The following is a 15,241-nucleotide window of genomic DNA, read 5'->3' on the forward strand; positions in this document are numbered from 1 at the left end:
TGTGACAACTTATTTTCAGGACGTGTAACGCATAATGGAAACGACTTTACGCAGTGCCCTGGTGAAAAACTTCCTCGGGCAATCACCTGACTGGTACAAACTGGCCATCCTCATCTTCTTGTTGGTCAATCCGCTGGTTTTCTTCCTGGTCGATCCCTTCATCGCGGGTTGGCTGCTGGTCATCGAATTTATCTTCACGCTGGCGATGGCGCTGAAGTGCTATCCCCTGCTGCCGGGCGGCCTGCTGGCCATTGAGGCGGTGTTGATCGGCATGACCAGCCCCGATCGGGTGGGCGAAGAGATTGCCCATAATCTGGAAGTCCTGCTGTTGCTGATCTTTATGGTGGCCGGTATCTACTTTATGAAGCAGCTACTGCTGTTTGTCTTCACCAAGCTGCTGCTCAATATTCGCTCTAAAATACTGCTGTCTTTAGCCTTTTGTTTTGCGGCGGCATTTTTGTCCGCTTTCCTCGATGCGCTGACGGTGGTTGCGGTGGTCATCAGCGTCGCAACCGGGTTCTATTCGATTTACCACAACGTGGTGTCTAACCCTTCCGGCGGCAATGCCGACGTCAACGACGACAGCAACCTGGTAAGCGACGATAACAAACAGACGCTGGAGCAGTTCCGCGCCTTTTTGCGCAGCCTGCTGATGCACGCGGGCGTCGGTACCGCTCTGGGCGGCGTGATGACCATGGTGGGCGAACCACAAAACCTGATTATCGCCAAAAGCGCCGACTGGGGCTTTGTCGACTTCTTCCTGCGCATGGCGCCGGTCACCTTACCGGTGTTGGTCTGTGGTCTGCTGGTCTGCCTGCTGCTTGAGCGGTTCGGCGTCTTCGGCTACGGAGCAAAACTGCCGGAGCGCGTGCGCGAAGTGCTGACGGAGTTTGACCGCCAGGCGACGGCCGGGCGCAGTAAGCAAGAGCAGGTCAAATTGGTGGTTCAGGCACTTATCGGCGTTTGGCTGATTGTCGCCCTGGCCTTCCATCTGGCGGAGGTTGGCCTGATTGGCCTGTCGGTGATTATCCTCGCCACTTCCCTGTGTGGCGTAACCGATGAGCATGCCATCGGCAAAGCCTTCCAGGAAGCCTTGCCCTTCACCGCCCTGCTGACGGTATTTTTCACCGTGGTAGCGGTGATCATTGAGCAACACCTGTTTACCCCGGTGATTCAATTTGTTCTGCAGGCGGAACCCTCTTCCCAACTTTCGCTGTTTTATCTGTTCAATGGCTTGCTGTCCTCCGTATCTGACAATGTGTTCGTCGGCACGGTTTACATTAATGAAGCGCGCGCCGCGTTTGAAAATGGTGCCATTTCCCTGAAGCAGTTCGAAATGTTAGCGGTCGCGATTAACACCGGGACCAATTTACCGTCGGTCGCCACGCCGAATGGTCAGGCCGCCTTCCTGTTCTTGCTGACCTCGGCATTGGCCCCCCTGGTGCGTTTATCCTATGGGCGAATGGTATGGATGGCATTGCCCTATACTGTGGTATTAACCTTGGTCGGTCTGCTGTGCGTACAGTTTACTCTGGCGCCCGTGACCGACCTGCTGACCCAGTGGCATTGGCTGACGCTGCCGTCAATCGAAGCCGCTGCACACTAACTCTGTAAATCCGCTCCGCTGTCAGCGACTATTTTTGTGCTGAATCCGGCTCAGGTGGCTGGCAGCGGGGTTGAATTGGTTTACACTGCCAGTTCAATTGCTTACTGCATGGAAGAATAAATATATGTTGCAATTCTTTAACCGCTGCTCACAGGGGCGCGGTGCTTGGCTGTTGATGGCCCTGACTGCGCTGGCGCTGGAATTAGTCGCACTCTACTTTCAGCACGTAATGCTGCTGCAACCCTGTGTCATGTGCATTTATGAACGCTGCGCGCTGTTTGGCATTCTGGGCGCCTCACTGCTGGGTGCCATTGCGCCGAAAACGCCGCTGCGTTATGCCGCTATTGCGCTGTGGATTTACAGTGCCTGGGAAGGCCTGCAGCTGGCGTGGAAACACACCATGATCCAACTGCATCCCTCGCCGTTTAATACCTGCGATTTCTTTGTTAGCTTTCCGTCCTGGCTGCCGCTGGATAAATGGCTGCCAGCGGTGTTCCACGCATCAGGTGACTGTTCGGTACGCCAATGGGAATTCTTGACGCTGGAAATGCCGCAGTGGCTGGTTGGCATCTTCGCGGCTTATTTGTTGATTGCTATCGTTGTGCTGCTCGCACAATTTGTCCGCCCACGCCGCCGCGATCTGTTTGGTCGCTGAGCATGACAGCATGAAAAACGGCGCCTCAGGGCGCCGTTTTTCATGGAATCGCTTATGATCTTCAGAGGTAATGCGAGATTAGGTATGTGTAAGGTAATAAACGAGCACTATCAGCGCTCCAGCTATGGCAAACAGGCGTATCATTTTCATTATTTTACTCTCGGAACTTAGCGTGAGAGCGCTCAAACTACCGAACCTTACGTTTAAAAAGAAGCGTCTGGGCAGGATTATGGGCGTAATTTACATAACATTAAGTTAGAACAGTAAAAAGCCCGATCTCCAAAAGCCGTACGGCACTTTTTCGACCTTATCTCACAAAAGCACGGGGCAATGATTCCCCCTTAAATCACTTCATACAAAAAAATTCATCATAGCGATGCATTATTGCATCGATATTTTGATGAAGTTTTATCAGAGAATCCCTATAATATCCGCAAGTTAATATTTAACGATTTCCCTGGTGTTGTTGTGTGTCTTGCCCCTCATCTTTGCAGGGGCTTTTTTCCTTATCTCGCCCAGCTCGGTTTGTTCAGGATGTGATCCTGCCAGTCCACCACTTCACTTTCCCGCACCGCAATATGTCGTACCGTAATACGCTCCCCGTGCATCGCAGCTTTAGAACCGCTGACCAGCGGATGCCAGGCAAACAACGGCTTGCCCTCACCGATCAAACGGTATGCGCAGGTCGGCGGCAGCCAATCAAAGGTCGTGAGGTTTTCACGCGTCAGTTTGATGCAGTCCTCTTCCAGCTCAAAGCGACGCTCATAGTTGCGGCACTGGCACGACTTAATATTCAGCTGGTTACAGGCTACGTTGGTGAAATAAATCTCGTCGGTATCTTCGTCGATCAGCTTATTCAGACAGCATTGCCCACAACCGTCGCACAGCGATTCCCACTCTTGTTCTGACATTTCAGCCAGCGATTTTTGTTGCCAAAAAGGGGTTTGTGACATGTTCGCGTCCGGTATAGGTAAATGAATAGATAACCTGCTTGCAGGTTTTGAGGGTGCACTATATAGATATCCCAGCCAAATGGAAAGGCTGAAAACACAATATAATCATAGCGATAACAATATGTTCGCTTAAAAAAAACGCTATTTAAAACAACGGTATTCAACATTTTCGGCCAGCATTATCAGGCCGTTACCCTTGATACTGAAAGGGATAAAACACACCAAGTTTATCGTCTAATTATACGTACAAAAATCAGGTCTATCATCCTTTCGTTTTCCTCCTCTCCCGTATCCCTGTTCATCATTATTCACGGGTAAGATTCATCTTATAAAGCACATTTTGCCGCCAAAAGTCGCATAACCCTGCTATGTTTAATGTTCGCCTTTTGAATGAAGCTAAGGAGCCAAGTATGTTTGGGAAAGCAGAAGATAAAGTCAATGAAGCTGCCGGCGCCGTCGAAGAAGCCTTTGGTAAGGCGACGGATTCACCGGATCATCAAGTCAAAGGCGCGGCCCGTAAATATGCCTCTCAGGCCAGCTATGCGGCCAGAGATGCTGCCGATACGGTGCGAACTCAGGTTGAATCCAACCCGCTTGCCGGCGTAGCTATCGCCGCCGCCGTGGGGATTGTTTTCGGTTTCTTGCTGGGCCGTAAATAAGCTTTTTGATCTGACTGCACTGAGAAAAGGCCCTGAGGGGCCTTTTTTATTGTTTTTTATCCGGATTTCAAATCACGCGTGTCGTCAATGATTTACCGTTAAGGGTCACTTTCAGCATATCGCCGGAGCTCATCGGACCGACGCCCTGCGGCGTACCGGTAAGAATAATGTCGCCTGCACGCAAAGTGAAGAAGCGGCTCATATAGCTGATCAGCGGCAGGATCTGCGTGATCATGTCGCGAGTATTGCCTTGTTGTCGCACCTGGTCATTGACCGTCAGGGACAGATCAGCATTTTGCGGATCGCCAAACTCTGCCACCGGTATAAAGCCGGAAATCGGGCAAGAACCGTCGAATCCCTTGGCTTTTTCCCAGGGTTGTCCTGCCTTCTTGAAGCCCGCCTGCAGTTCCCGCAGCGTCAGATCAAGCGCAACACCGTATCCGGCGATAGCACGCGCCACGCGATCTTCATTAGCCTGCTTTAGCGGCGTGCCGATCAGCACAGCCAGCTCCACTTCATGATGTACCGAACCAAACTCTTTGGGGATCGCCACCGGCTGGCGAATATCGCACAGCGCCGTTTCAGGCTTGATAAACACTACCGGCTCTGCCGAGGTTGCACTGCCCATTTCCTTGATGTGATCGGCGTAGTTGCTGCCAACGCAGACCACTTTATTTACCGGAAAATCAAGTAATGAACCCTGCCAATCTCTATGTTGATACATACCGCCTCTCCCTACAATCATGTAGGGGCTTAGCATGCTAAGCCCGTTATTCCACGCGCTGGTGGAGGCACCGTAGCCTTTTGCCTATTGCCCGATACCGTCAGCCATCATACCCACACCGATCGCAAAATAGTAAGAGCGATTCCAGTGCATAATCGTGCGAAAATTATCATAAACCAGGAATGCACGGCCTTGCATATCATCCGGTGTGATCAGCCAGCTGCGCAGGCTGGAATGCGGCAGCGCTGAACCATCCGGACGCCGCACCCCACGCTTTTGCCATTCATTGACGCTGTGCGCCTGGCTATCTTTCAGCCCCAGGGCCTCGGCGCTGAACCCGGCAGGCAGTCTGACCTCTCTGCCCCAGCCAATACCACGCTGCCAGCCTTCGCTCGACAGATAGTGGGCCGTAGAGGCAAAGACATCGTCAACGTTGTTCCAGATATCAATGCGGCCGTCACCGTCGCCGTCCGCAGCATAATTAAGGAACGAGGTCGGCATAAACTGGCATTGTCCCATGGCACCGGCCCAGGAGCCTTTCAACTGTTCGCGGCTGACATGCCCCTGCTCGAGAATTTGCAGCGCTGCCATCAGCTGTTGACTGAAGAACGCCTCACGCCGCCCTTCAAAAGCCAAAGTGGCGAGCGCAGAAATCACATCTTCGCGCCCCTGGATTTTGCCGAAGGCACTTTCCATGCCCCACAGTGCCACAACATAACGTCCCGGCACGCCATAGCGTGCGGTGAGCCGCGAAAGCTGCGGGTGATACTGCCGATACAGTCCGCGGCCTTGCGCGATCTTGGCAGGTGGCAATACGCGTTTGAGGTAGTCGTCCAGCGTGATTTTCTTTTCCGGCTGATTGCGGTCCGCCTTGATCACCCGATCGACAAAATGCACGCCGGCGAAGGCGCTTTTGACAATGGCCGGGTTAATACCCTGTGCCAGCGCCTGACGTTTTAGCTGTTCAACATAGGCCGGGAACTGTGCTGGATCCCGACCCGTTTCAGAAAGCCGGCTCTGCGTTGCAGGAGTACCGGTAGCCGACGCCGGTGTGGCAACCTGCGCCCTAGCCTGCTGATCGACGCCGTATCCCAGCGCCAACAGAGTCGACAGCACGGTTATCGCTGAAAATCTCATCACGCGGCTCCTTTATCTCTCTGTTTAGGGCTGCCGCTCCAGCGTCACCCTGTACGCCTGCGTAGGTTATTTTTTGTCAGCAGACAAATGCTGATTTAATAAATTTTCCAACGGCGGTGGAACCTGCAGATAAAACCCTTCTTCTTTCAGGGCCTCTTTCACTTTTTCAATATCCGCCGAGGCTAACTTTTCCCGCCCTTCCAGGGAAAGCATCATTGCCAATTGCGGCGTGCCGAAACTTTTCATCAGATCTTCCGGTACTCGGGAGAAATCGTCTTTTTTTTCGACATAAAGATAAGTTTGATCGCGTTTAGGGCTTCTATAGATCACACAAAGCATGTTTTTAACTCTATTTAATTGGGGCAGCGTCTTGCCTGGATATAACTCTGACTATAACATGCTTATAGTACTTCGGAATATCGCACCCCGATTGGTATTCCGGGGATTTAAAGTTGCTGAGACTGAGTCAGGATAGATGTCACAATCGCCAATTGAGCTAAAAGGCAGCAGTTTTACCCTATCGGTTGTTCATTTGCATAATTCGGAACCCGAGGTAATTCGTCAGGCGTTACTGGAAAAAGTAGAGCAAGCGCCCGCTTTTTTGAAAAACGCCCCTGTTGTTATCAACGTTGCAACGCTGAACGGCGACGCAAACTGGAAAGAACTTCAACAGGCTGTCACGGCAGCAGGTCTGCGCGTTGTGGGTATCAGCGGTTGCAGAGATGAGCGGCAGAAACGCGCAATAACCCGTGCCGGGCTGCCGTTACTGAACGAAGGCAAAGGCCAAAAGATGGCCGCCCCGGAACCGGCGCCCGCGCCAGCCCCGGTGGTGGATCCCAACGCCCCCGCCAAGACGCGCATCATCAGTGCCCCTGTTCGTTCCGGCCAACAAATTTATGCCCGCAACAGCGATCTGATAGTGACCAGCAGCGTCAGCGCCGGCGCTGAATTAATTGCCGACGGCAACATTCACGTCTACGGCATGATGCGTGGTCGTGCGCTGGCCGGTGCATCAGGTGATACACAGTGCCAGATTTTTTGCACGCACCTGGGTGCTGAGCTAGTCTCTATCGCAGGGCAGTACTGGTTGAGCGACCAAATCCCGTCCGACTATGTCGGGCAGGCAGTACGACTCAGCCTGTTGGATAACGCTTTAACCATACAACCTTTAAATTAAGCCCTTTTGACAAGGAATCCATTTCATGGCACGCATTATTGTTGTTACATCGGGTAAAGGGGGCGTTGGCAAGACCACTTCAAGCGCGGCCATCGCTACCGGTTTAGCCCAAAAAGGAAAGAAAACCGTAGTGATCGATTTTGATATCGGCCTGCGTAATCTTGACCTGATCATGGGCTGCGAACGCCGGGTTGTTTACGATTTCGTTAACGTTATTCAGGGTGATGCCACGCTGAATCAGGCGTTGATCAAAGACAAGCGCACTGAAAATCTGTTTATCCTGCCAGCTTCGCAAACGCGTGACAAAGACGCACTGACCCGCGAAGGCGTTGAGAAGATCCTTAACGACCTGGGCGAAATGGATTTTGATTTTGTGGTTTGTGACTCTCCGGCAGGCATCGAAACCGGCGCGCTGATGGCGTTGTACTTTGCTGATGAAGCCATCATCACCACCAACCCGGAAGTCTCCTCGGTACGTGACTCTGACCGTATCCTGGGCATTTTGTCTTCCAAATCTCGCCGTGCCGAGAGAGGCGAATCGCCAATCAAGGAACACCTGCTGCTGACCCGCTACAACCCAGGTCGCGTCAGCCGTGGCGACATGCTGAGCATGGAAGACGTGCTGGAAATTCTGCGCATTCCATTGGTCGGCGTAATCCCGGAAGACCAATCCGTACTGCGTGCATCCAACCAGGGTGAACCGGTGATCCTCGACGCCGAGTCGGATGCCGGCAAAGCCTACGACGATACCGTGAGCCGCTTGTTAGGGGAAGAACGCCCCTTCCGCTTCATTGAAGAAGAGAAGAAGGGTTTCCTGAAACGCCTTTTTGGGGGATAAACCATGGCATTACTAGACTTCTTTCTGTCCCGCAAAAAGCAGACAGCCAATATAGCCAAGGAACGGCTGCAGATTATCGTCGCAGAGCGTCGTCGCGGGGACAGTGAGCCCCCGTATCTGCCTGATTTGAAACGCGATATTCTGGCGGTAATTTGCAAATATATTCAAATCGACCCTGAAATGCTGCACGTGCAGTTTGAGCAGAAAGGGGATGATATTTCGGTTCTTGAACTCAACGTGACATTACCGGAATCGGAAGAAGTAACTAAATGAGTGTGACGCACTAATTACCCCCTGTATATTTTCTTGCAGGGGGTAACTGTATGCATAACCAGTTATTGAGATAAAAAGCGCCTAATAATCGTTTTTACCCTTTGGGATTAATCTCAATTAATCTTGCGTCACCGTTGTTTAAAGTAAATGCTGTCGGTAAGTGTTGCTATGATTATTTCTAATAAATAATCGGAGCAGCGTTTCCTTACCCTGCCCCAAGTTTTACCGCTCGATTAATAATCCTTCAAAATAGCCTGCAGCGGCGACGCCAATAAATCACCGCGCCAACCGCTGATTAATTCTGGCAGGCTGTCAGCGCCTTTCAATTTCCAATGCCAATTCAGCAGTTGGTTAATCTGTCGGCGCGATGCCAGTAATTCGCTGCTCAACCCGCTTTGCTCACTGACGATGACGATCGCCGCCTTGATATCCTTGAACACTTTCTTGTAGCCCGGCTGATCGATCAGGTTCGACAACGGTGCAGGCAGTGCAGCCTCATCGAGCTCGCTGGCCTCTGCCACCAGTGCCAACAGCGTTTTACCGTGATAACGAATTTCCGGGCCACTGAGACCCAGCGAGTCCAATTCCCCCAGCGATGTCGGCATATGCCGCGCCACCTGCCAGAGGTTTTCCTCGCGCACCACAAAGTTCACCGCCAGATCGCGCTCACGGGCCTGACGCAGGCGCCATTCAGCCAGTTTCTGCAAGCAGCCCAACTGGCGCGGACGCAGTTGCCAGGCATTGGTGATTTCACGGTAGGCCAATTCCGGCGCCAGCGTCTCGCTACGGCGCTGGCACAACAACAGGCACTCGTTGTTGGCTGCGGCGGTCCAACCGGCTTCTTCCGTCTCCTGAACCAGGCGTTTGGCCATCGGCAGCAGATAGAACACGTCCGCAGCCGCATAAACGCACTGCTTTTCCGTCAACGGACGCGCCAACCAGTCGGTACGGGCTTCACTTTTATCCAGTTCCACCTGCATATACTCCGCCACCAGGGTCGCAAACCCGCAAGACAGCGGCCTACCGGTGAAAGCCGCCAGGATCTGGGTGTCTACCATCGGCGTCGGCAAGGTTTTAAAGGCGTTGAGGAAAACTTCCAGGTCCTCACTGCCGGCATGCAGGAACTTAACAATCTGGGTGTTGCTCAGCAGCTCGATAAACGGCTGCCATTGCTTGATTGGCAAGGGGTCAATCAGGGAGAGTTGTTCACCGTCGTATAACTGAATCAGGCCTAACTGCGGATAGTAGGTGCGCGTTCTGACAAACTCGGTGTCCAGCGCTATCTGGGCATGCTTTTTCGCCTGCTCGCAGACCTGCTGCAATCCGGCATCGGTAGTGATCAACTGATAGTTCAAAACGTCATTCTCTTGGTCGCTTTCATGATTCAAACACAACAACGCCGGCATTCACCGGCGTTGTTGATCTGCAGGGCGTGGATGATAACCTAGGCGGCGTCGGCCGCCGCAGGTTTTTTCTGCTCATCACGCAGTTCTCGCCGCAAAATTTTACCGACGTTAGACTTCGGCAACTCGTCACGGAACTCAACAATTTTAGGCACTTTATATCCGGTCAACTGCCGGCGGCAGTGGGTCAACAACTCTTCTTTGGTCAGCGAAGCGTCTTTCTTCACCACACAAATTTTGACCGTTTCACCGGTGACCTCATTCGGCACGCCAATCGCCGCGCATTCCAACACTTTCGGATGCTGGCTGACCACGTCTTCAATCTCGTTCGGGTATACGTTAAACCCGGAAACCAGGATCATGTCTTTCTTACGGTCGACGACGCGGACAAAACCCATCTCGTCCACTGTAACGATATCCCCGGTCGCGAGCCAGCCCTCTTTCAACACTTCATCGGTGGCATCCGGCCGCTGCCAGTAGCCTAACATAACTTGCGGGCCTTTGACCCACAGTTCGCCCGGCTCGCCGATCGGCACATCCTGACCGTTGTCGTCCACCAGACGAATGTCCGTCGACGGCACCGGCAAGCCGATACTGCCGCTGTAGTGTTTCAGATCGTAAGGGTTCCCTGCCACCAGCGGTGCGCATTCCGTCAGGCCGTATCCCTCCAGCAGATGTTTACCGGTGGTTTTCTCCCACTTGTCCGCCACCGATTTCTGTACCGACATGCCGCCGCCGACGGAAAAACGCAGCGTGGAGAAATCCAGCTTGTGGAAGTCCTCGTTGTTCAATAGCGCATTGAACAGGGTGTTCACCCCGCTCATGGCGGTGAACGGATATTTACCCAGTTCTTTCACCATCCCCGGAATATCACGCGGGTTGGTGATCAGCAAATTGCGCCCACCCAAATCGATAAACAGCAGGCAGTTCACCGTCAGCGCAAAAATGTGATACAGCGGCAGCGCCGTGACCACCAACTCCTGCCCTTCACGAAACAGCGGCAAATAGGCAGCTTTGGCCTGCTCCAGGTTGGCCTGCATGTTGCGGTGCGTCAGCATCGCGCCCTTGGCGACGCCGGTAGTCCCGCCGGTATATTGCAGGAACGCCAGATCGGTGTTGATAATATCGGGTTTAACATACTGTTGGCGACGCCCGCGCTGGAGCGCACTGCGAAAAGAAACGGCAGCCGGCAAATGGTATTTCGGTACCAGCCGTTTGATGTATTTCACCACGAAATTAACCAGCGTGCCTTTGGCAGCGGAGAGCTGGTCGCCCATGCGCGTCAGGATCACGTGCTTTATCTGCGTGTTGAACACCACTTTTTCCAGCGTGTGGGCAAAGTTTGACACGATCACAATGGCACTTGCGCCACTGTCGTTCAATTGATGTTCCAGTTCACGCGGCGTATACAGCGGGTTAACGTTCACCACCACCATACCCGCACGTAAAATGCCAAACAGCGCGATGGGATACTGCAACAGATTCGGCATCATCAGAGCAACGCGATCGCCTTTCTGCAGCCCCAGCTCATTTTGCAGGTAAGCCGCGAAAGCCCGACTACGTTCTTCCAGCTTGCGGTAGGTCATCACCTCGCCCATGTTAATGAAAGCCGGTTGATCCGCGTAGCGCTGAACCGCATTTTCAAACATTTCGACCAAAGATGAATAACGATCGGCGTCGATCTCTGCCGGAACATCCGCCGGGTAACGTTTTAACCAGACCTTATCCAAGGTATTACTCCTGAAATCATTATTCATTATCATCATCGCAGCCCCCAAATATGCAGCCAAACCATAACAATATTTTAACTCAGCAGACCAGTTTGAGTTTTAAACAATATTCAGGTTGCGATGTACGTCACTAATTGGCGGTCTTTCCCTGCGCCAAAAGAATAAGGCGGCCGGAGCCGCCCTATTAAAATTGTTAACATCCTACGAGCATTATTCGGTAACGATAGTTTGCACCTGTGCCGGGCCAGGATTATACCAGCCGTACCCCACGCCCCAACCGGGGCCCCAGGTACCGCTACGCCAGCCCCAAGGGCCCATTGGCGCCGGTGGCATCATCACCTGCTGAGCCAGATGCCAGCGTTTGTAGCCGGTGGCATTCATGGTAACAAACTTGTACGGGGTCATGCCGATCTTGCCGTCTTTCACGCCGGTGATTGGCCCTACTACCGTTACTAACTGGCCCTTGAAATCAACCGGTTCCAGGAAGCCATTAACCGAGGCTATCAGACGCCCCCGTGACGGCTCACCCAATATCGGCCGGGCGCCGGAATCGAGCGGCACAGCGGCAATTTCCAACAGCGTGCGCCCCTGCTCATTGGCAACGTTCACTACCGTACCGCCAAAGCGAGCTTCAGCCCCGACAAACAGGTTCGGCGCATTCTGTACCGAAGACAACTGCTGGACCGGCGTTGCCGTGCTGCCTTTAATCGCGTCAGGCACGGTGACACACCCTGACAACGCCAGCACGCTGCCGGCAATGGCCAGCAGCGACATTTTTTTACAAACAGTGCGGGTTAACATCATCGCAATCTCCTGAAATGGCTGTAACTTTGACATCAATTCACAGAGCAAGTTGCAGATCATCCCTCTCCCGATGGCCGCCACAGCACAAATCGGTGGCGCCTATTCGCGGCCCGGTAATTTCTTCCAGGTGACCTCATTGCGCAAATAGGTCGGCTCGGCATTTTCTACCGCCACCGCCAACCCCTGTTGCCAGGCATGCAGCGCCAAAGGCAGCATATCTTCTGCCTGCGGCAACAACATTTGCCCATCGCTCAGGGTTAACGTAGAACCGGCAACCAAATCCGGGTAGGTTTGCCAGCCGGTGCCGACATGCGCCCAGTGGCCTTGCAGACCTTGCGCACGCACCAGCGCCTGCGCCGGGGTCAGTACCGCTTCACCTTCACTTTCAAGCCAGTTACCGTCCTGCTGACGTTCAAACTGCCCCCAGTAGACTTCACCCATACGCGCATCTATCGCCGACAGCACGCGGTCAGCCCCGGTGAGTCGCCAGGCGCCCTGCGCCATGGTTTGCAGGGTGGAGACGCCCAGCAAGGGCAAGTCGGCGCCCAGCGCCAGCCCCTGAGCAATGCCGATGCCGATACGCACGCCGGTAAAGCTGCCCGGCCCACGGCCAAAAGCCAGCGCATCGAGCTGGCCAAGGGTGACGCCGGATTCCGCCAGCACCTGCTGCACCATAGGTAAAATACGTTGCGTATGCTCACGTGGGCACAGCTCAAACAGGGCGTGGATTTCGCCTTGATTCCAGATAGCAACGGAACAGGCTTCCGTCGCTGTATCGATCGCTAAAATTCGCGTGGACATGCCAACCTCAGGCGGGAAAAAAACAGGGTTTTTCATACAGGGCGCGCATTGTAGCACAGCCCCGGGGTCACGCCTATCGGCTAGCGTTCCGCCTGCAGGAAGGCAATCGCCTGGGCGATATCGCGGGTACGCGGCGTCGGCGGCAGGCTATTAAGAAATACTTCGCCATAGGGGCGCATGACCAGCCGATTGTCGCAAATCACCAGCACTCCGCGATCGTCGGTATCGCGGATCAGGCGTCCAACTCCCTGTTTCAGGGTAATGACCGCATCCGGCAGTTGCACATCGTTGAATGGGTCGCCGCCGCGCAATCGGCAGTCTTCAATCCGGGCTTTCAGCAACGGATCGTCAGGCGAGGTGAACGGCAGTTTGTCGATAATCACGCAAGACAATGCATCGCCGCGGACATCTACGCCCTCCCAGAAACTGCTGGTCGCCACCAACAGCGCATTACCGGCCTCGACAAACTGAGCCAACAGTTGGCCCTTGCTGGTTTCTCCCTGCAGCAGCACCGGCAACGTCATGGTGGCGCGGAACTCCTCCGCCAGCTCACGCATCATCTGGTGCGAAGTACAAAGGAAGAAGCAGCGGCCGTTATTGGCTTCAATCAGCGGCCGTAGCATGCGAGCCAATTGTCTTGCGCCGCCGGGTTGATTTGGTGAGGGCAAAAAACGCGGCACGCACAGCAAGGCTTGTTTGGCGTAGTCGAACGGGCTGGCCAGCAGCAGCGTTTTGGCCTTGTTCAGGCCCAGACGCTCGGTAAAGTGCCCCATTTGCTCATTGACCGACAGGGTTGCCGAGGTAAAAATCCAGCTGCCCGGTTTTTCATCCAGCAGCTCGCGGAAACGATCGGCCACCGTCAGCGGGGTCAGCGCCAACACAAAATGGCGTGAGTTGCACTCATACCAATAGCTGAAACCGGGTTCGTTGACCTCTTTCAAGCGCTTGAGTCGGGCCCGGTACAGCGTAGCACGCTCAAAGGCGGCATCCAGCAGGGCCGAGCGGCCAAGGGAAAGCTTGACCACGTCATAGCACAGCTCCAGCGCGTCATCGAGCAGCAGCAAAGCACGCTGCACATTGGGCTGACTGAGCACTTCGCGCAGGTTGCCGCGAAACCCCGGCTCCCCCAGCATCAAACGAAAATCCTGCGTGCTTTGGCTGAGACGGTCGGCGCTTTTTTGCAGCTGTGCGGCATCGCGCACTTCGGTGCGGTAGGCAATGGAAATGTCTTTCGCCAGGTCCAGCAGTTGGCGGCTGGTCAGTTGCTTACCGAAATACTGGCTGGCGATATCCGGGATCTGATGCGCTTCATCGAAGATCATCACATCGGCCTCAGGGATCAGTTCGGCAAAGCCGCCCTCCTTCACCACCATATCGGCCAGGAACAGATGGTGGTTCACCACCACCACATCGGCATCCATGGCGCGACGACGCGCCTTGACCACAAAGCAATCTTTATACAAGGGGCAATCGCTGCCCAGGCAGTTGTCGTTAGTGCTGGTCACCAGCGGCCAAACGAAGCTGTCTTCCGCCACGTCGCTGCAACTGCTGATATCGCCCTCTTTGGTCATCGACGACCATTTGCGCAGATGGACCAGATCGATCAGCGTTTGCCCGGCCAGTTCGCCGCCGGCCATCGACTGTTGCTCCAGACGTTCCAGGCACAGGTAATTGGAGCGCCCTTTCAGCAGCGCCATCTTGCCTTTGTACTTCAGTGCCTTGGCCACGGTGGGCAAATCGCGTGCATAAAGCTGATCCTGTAACGCTTTTGACCCGGTTGAAATAATCACTTTGCGATCGGCCCGCAGTGCCGGCACCAGGTAGGCATAGGTTTTGCCGGTCCCGGTGCCCGCTTCGACCACCAGTTCCTGCTTGAAGTTAATGGCTTCGGTGACCGCTTCCGCCATCTGCCGCTGTGCTTCACGCGGTTTGAAACCCTTGATTGCCTGCGCCAGGGCGCCGTCTGTTGCGAAATCGTCTGCCACGCTATCTCTCTGCCGATGTAATTCAGCGCTAATTATGCCTATCCTGCCGCGCGGCTACCACCGACTTTATCGTCGCACATTTCTGCCGATGGCTGTGTTACCCTTAACGCGATGATGATATGGAGATAATTGCATGAATATCGAACGCATTGACCCGGACCAACGTTGGTCCGAAGCCGTAGTTCATAACGACACCGTTTATTACACCAGCGTGCCGGAAAACCTGGATGATGACGCTACCGCCCAGACCGCAAATGCCCTGGCGGCGATTGACGTGATCCTGGCGCGCGTGGGCTCCGACAAGAGCCGGGTGCTGGACGCCACTATCTTTCTGGCCGACGGCGCCGATTTTGCTGCCATGAACGCCGCCTGGGATGCTTGGGTGGTTGCCGGCAGCGCGCCGGTGCGCTGCACCGTGCAGGCCAAATTGATGAACCCGAAGTACAAGGTTGAAATCAAAATCATTGCCGCGCTGTAAAACAAAAAACCGCAGACG

The 15,241-nt window shown here is 54.2% G+C and carries 16 protein-coding genes; 7 read left to right on the top strand and 9 right to left on the bottom strand.

Annotation, left to right across the window (positions count from 1 at the left end; translation table 11 throughout):
- The first annotated feature begins 34 nt into the window (after positions 1-34).
- Positions 35-1,606: a sodium/proton antiporter NhaB gene (nhaB, locus tag LQ945_RS02895; RefSeq protein ID WP_044551805.1), complete on the top strand. Its 1,572-nt coding sequence runs from the start codon at positions 35-37 to the stop codon at positions 1,604-1,606.
- A 124-nt stretch (positions 1,607-1,730) separates the two neighbouring features.
- Positions 1,731-2,261, top strand: a complete 531-nt coding sequence (gene dsbB / locus LQ945_RS02900) for a disulfide bond formation protein DsbB (RefSeq protein ID WP_044551807.1) — start codon at positions 1,731-1,733, stop codon at positions 2,259-2,261.
- Positions 2,262-2,767: 506 nt separating this feature from the next.
- Here the strand turns inward: dsbB and LQ945_RS02905 are convergent.
- Positions 2,768-3,214 carry a YcgN family cysteine cluster protein gene (locus LQ945_RS02905; protein ID WP_044551809.1) on the bottom strand — a complete coding sequence of 149 codons (447 nt, stop codon included), beginning with the start codon at positions 3,212-3,214 and terminating at the stop codon, positions 2,768-2,770.
- Positions 3,215-3,624: 410 nt separating this feature from the next.
- On the opposite strand from LQ945_RS02905, the gene LQ945_RS02910 reads away from it, so the two are divergent.
- Entirely contained in the window at positions 3,625-3,873 is a 249-nt protein-coding gene (locus LQ945_RS02910; protein WP_012145476.1) for a CsbD family protein, read from the top strand.
- Positions 3,874-3,940: 67 nt separating this feature from the next.
- Here LQ945_RS02910 and LQ945_RS02915 read toward each other — a convergent pair whose 3' ends face one another.
- From LQ945_RS02915 to LQ945_RS02925, 3 genes are all read right to left on the bottom strand, one after another.
- Entirely contained in the window at positions 3,941-4,597 is a 657-nt protein-coding gene (locus tag LQ945_RS02915) for a fumarylacetoacetate hydrolase family protein (protein ID WP_262241366.1), read from the bottom strand.
- 84 nt (positions 4,598-4,681) lie between these two features.
- Positions 4,682-5,734 (bottom strand): lytic murein transglycosylase, encoded by a 1,053-nt coding sequence (locus LQ945_RS02920; RefSeq protein WP_270102952.1) that lies wholly within the window; start codon positions 5,732-5,734, stop codon positions 4,682-4,684.
- Positions 5,735-5,800: 66 nt separating this feature from the next.
- Complete coding sequence (locus tag LQ945_RS02925) at positions 5,801-6,073, bottom strand: YcgL domain-containing protein (protein ID WP_269935108.1); 273 nt, start codon at positions 6,071-6,073, stop codon at positions 5,801-5,803.
- 136 nt (positions 6,074-6,209) lie between these two features.
- Between LQ945_RS02925 and minC the strand changes: the two genes are divergently transcribed.
- Genes minC through minE form a run of 3 tightly spaced genes read left to right on the top strand, consistent with a single transcriptional unit; the run spans position 6,210 to position 8,022 of the window.
- Positions 6,210-6,911 (top strand): septum site-determining protein MinC, encoded by a 702-nt coding sequence (minC, locus tag LQ945_RS02930; RefSeq protein WP_262241363.1) that lies wholly within the window; start codon positions 6,210-6,212, stop codon positions 6,909-6,911.
- Positions 6,912-6,936: 25 nt separating this feature from the next.
- The gene (gene minD / locus LQ945_RS02935) at positions 6,937-7,749 is read left to right on the top strand and encodes a septum site-determining protein MinD (protein ID WP_020827242.1); all 813 of its coding nucleotides are present in this window, start codon (positions 6,937-6,939) and stop codon (positions 7,747-7,749) included.
- A gap of 3 nt (positions 7,750-7,752) precedes the next feature.
- The gene (gene minE / locus LQ945_RS02940; protein ID WP_012145482.1) at positions 7,753-8,022 is read left to right on the top strand and encodes a cell division topological specificity factor MinE; all 270 of its coding nucleotides are present in this window, start codon (positions 7,753-7,755) and stop codon (positions 8,020-8,022) included.
- A gap of 233 nt (positions 8,023-8,255) precedes the next feature.
- On the opposite strand, the gene rnd is transcribed toward minE, so the two are convergent.
- From rnd to LQ945_RS02965, 5 genes are all read right to left on the bottom strand, one after another.
- On the bottom strand, positions 8,256-9,377 hold the full coding sequence (rnd, locus tag LQ945_RS02945; protein WP_044552967.1) for a ribonuclease D: 1,122 nt from the start codon (positions 9,375-9,377) through the stop codon (positions 8,256-8,258).
- 89 nt (positions 9,378-9,466) lie between these two features.
- Positions 9,467-11,155, bottom strand: coding sequence for a long-chain-fatty-acid--CoA ligase FadD (gene fadD, locus LQ945_RS02950; protein WP_182822047.1), 1,689 nt, complete (start codon positions 11,153-11,155; stop codon positions 9,467-9,469).
- A gap of 210 nt (positions 11,156-11,365) precedes the next feature.
- A complete protein-coding gene (locus tag LQ945_RS02955) occupies positions 11,366-11,956 on the bottom strand; it encodes a Slp family lipoprotein (RefSeq protein ID WP_044552969.1) in 591 nt (196 codons plus the stop codon).
- Between the two features lie 102 nt (positions 11,957-12,058).
- Positions 12,059-12,760 carry a tRNA (adenosine(37)-N6)-threonylcarbamoyltransferase complex dimerization subunit type 1 TsaB gene (gene tsaB, locus LQ945_RS02960; RefSeq protein ID WP_041415440.1) on the bottom strand — a complete coding sequence of 234 codons (702 nt, stop codon included), beginning with the start codon at positions 12,758-12,760 and terminating at the stop codon, positions 12,059-12,061.
- Between the two features lie 80 nt (positions 12,761-12,840).
- Positions 12,841-14,745 (bottom strand): ATP-dependent DNA helicase, encoded by a 1,905-nt coding sequence (locus LQ945_RS02965; RefSeq protein WP_044551821.1) that lies wholly within the window; start codon positions 14,743-14,745, stop codon positions 12,841-12,843.
- 133 nt (positions 14,746-14,878) lie between these two features.
- On the opposite strand from LQ945_RS02965, the gene LQ945_RS02970 reads away from it, so the two are divergent.
- A complete protein-coding gene (locus tag LQ945_RS02970) occupies positions 14,879-15,223 on the top strand; it encodes a RidA family protein (protein ID WP_044551823.1) in 345 nt (114 codons plus the stop codon).
- Positions 15,224-15,241: the final 18 nt, after the last annotated feature.

Origin of the sequence: Serratia liquefaciens, assembly GCF_027594825.1 — a bacterium.
Taxonomy (GTDB): Bacteria; Pseudomonadota; Gammaproteobacteria; order Enterobacterales; family Enterobacteriaceae; genus Serratia; species Serratia liquefaciens_A.

Coding starts and splice junctions, on each gene's coding strand:
- nhaB (WP_044551805.1), top strand. CDS start 35: ATGGAAACGACTTTACGCAGTGCCCTGGTGAAAAACTTCCTCGGGCAA.
- dsbB (WP_044551807.1), top strand. CDS start 1,731: ATGTTGCAATTCTTTAACCGCTGCTCACAGGGGCGCGGTGCTTGGCTG.
- LQ945_RS02905 (WP_044551809.1), bottom strand. CDS start 3,214: ATGTCACAAACCCCTTTTTGGCAACAAAAATCGCTGGCTGAAATGTCA.
- LQ945_RS02910 (WP_012145476.1), top strand. CDS start 3,625: ATGTTTGGGAAAGCAGAAGATAAAGTCAATGAAGCTGCCGGCGCCGTC.
- LQ945_RS02915 (WP_262241366.1), bottom strand. CDS start 4,597: ATGTATCAACATAGAGATTGGCAGGGTTCATTACTTGATTTTCCGGTA.
- LQ945_RS02920 (WP_270102952.1), bottom strand. CDS start 5,734: ATGAGATTTTCAGCGATAACCGTGCTGTCGACTCTGTTGGCGCTGGGA.
- LQ945_RS02925 (WP_269935108.1), bottom strand. CDS start 6,073: ATGCTTTGTGTGATCTATAGAAGCCCTAAACGCGATCAAACTTATCTT.
- minC (WP_262241363.1), top strand. CDS start 6,210: ATGTCACAATCGCCAATTGAGCTAAAAGGCAGCAGTTTTACCCTATCG.
- minD (WP_020827242.1), top strand. CDS start 6,937: ATGGCACGCATTATTGTTGTTACATCGGGTAAAGGGGGCGTTGGCAAG.
- minE (WP_012145482.1), top strand. CDS start 7,753: ATGGCATTACTAGACTTCTTTCTGTCCCGCAAAAAGCAGACAGCCAAT.
- LQ945_RS02955 (WP_044552969.1), bottom strand. CDS start 11,956: ATGTTAACCCGCACTGTTTGTAAAAAAATGTCGCTGCTGGCCATTGCC.
- tsaB (WP_041415440.1), bottom strand. CDS start 12,760: ATGTCCACGCGAATTTTAGCGATCGATACAGCGACGGAAGCCTGTTCC.
- LQ945_RS02970 (WP_044551823.1), top strand. CDS start 14,879: ATGAATATCGAACGCATTGACCCGGACCAACGTTGGTCCGAAGCCGTA.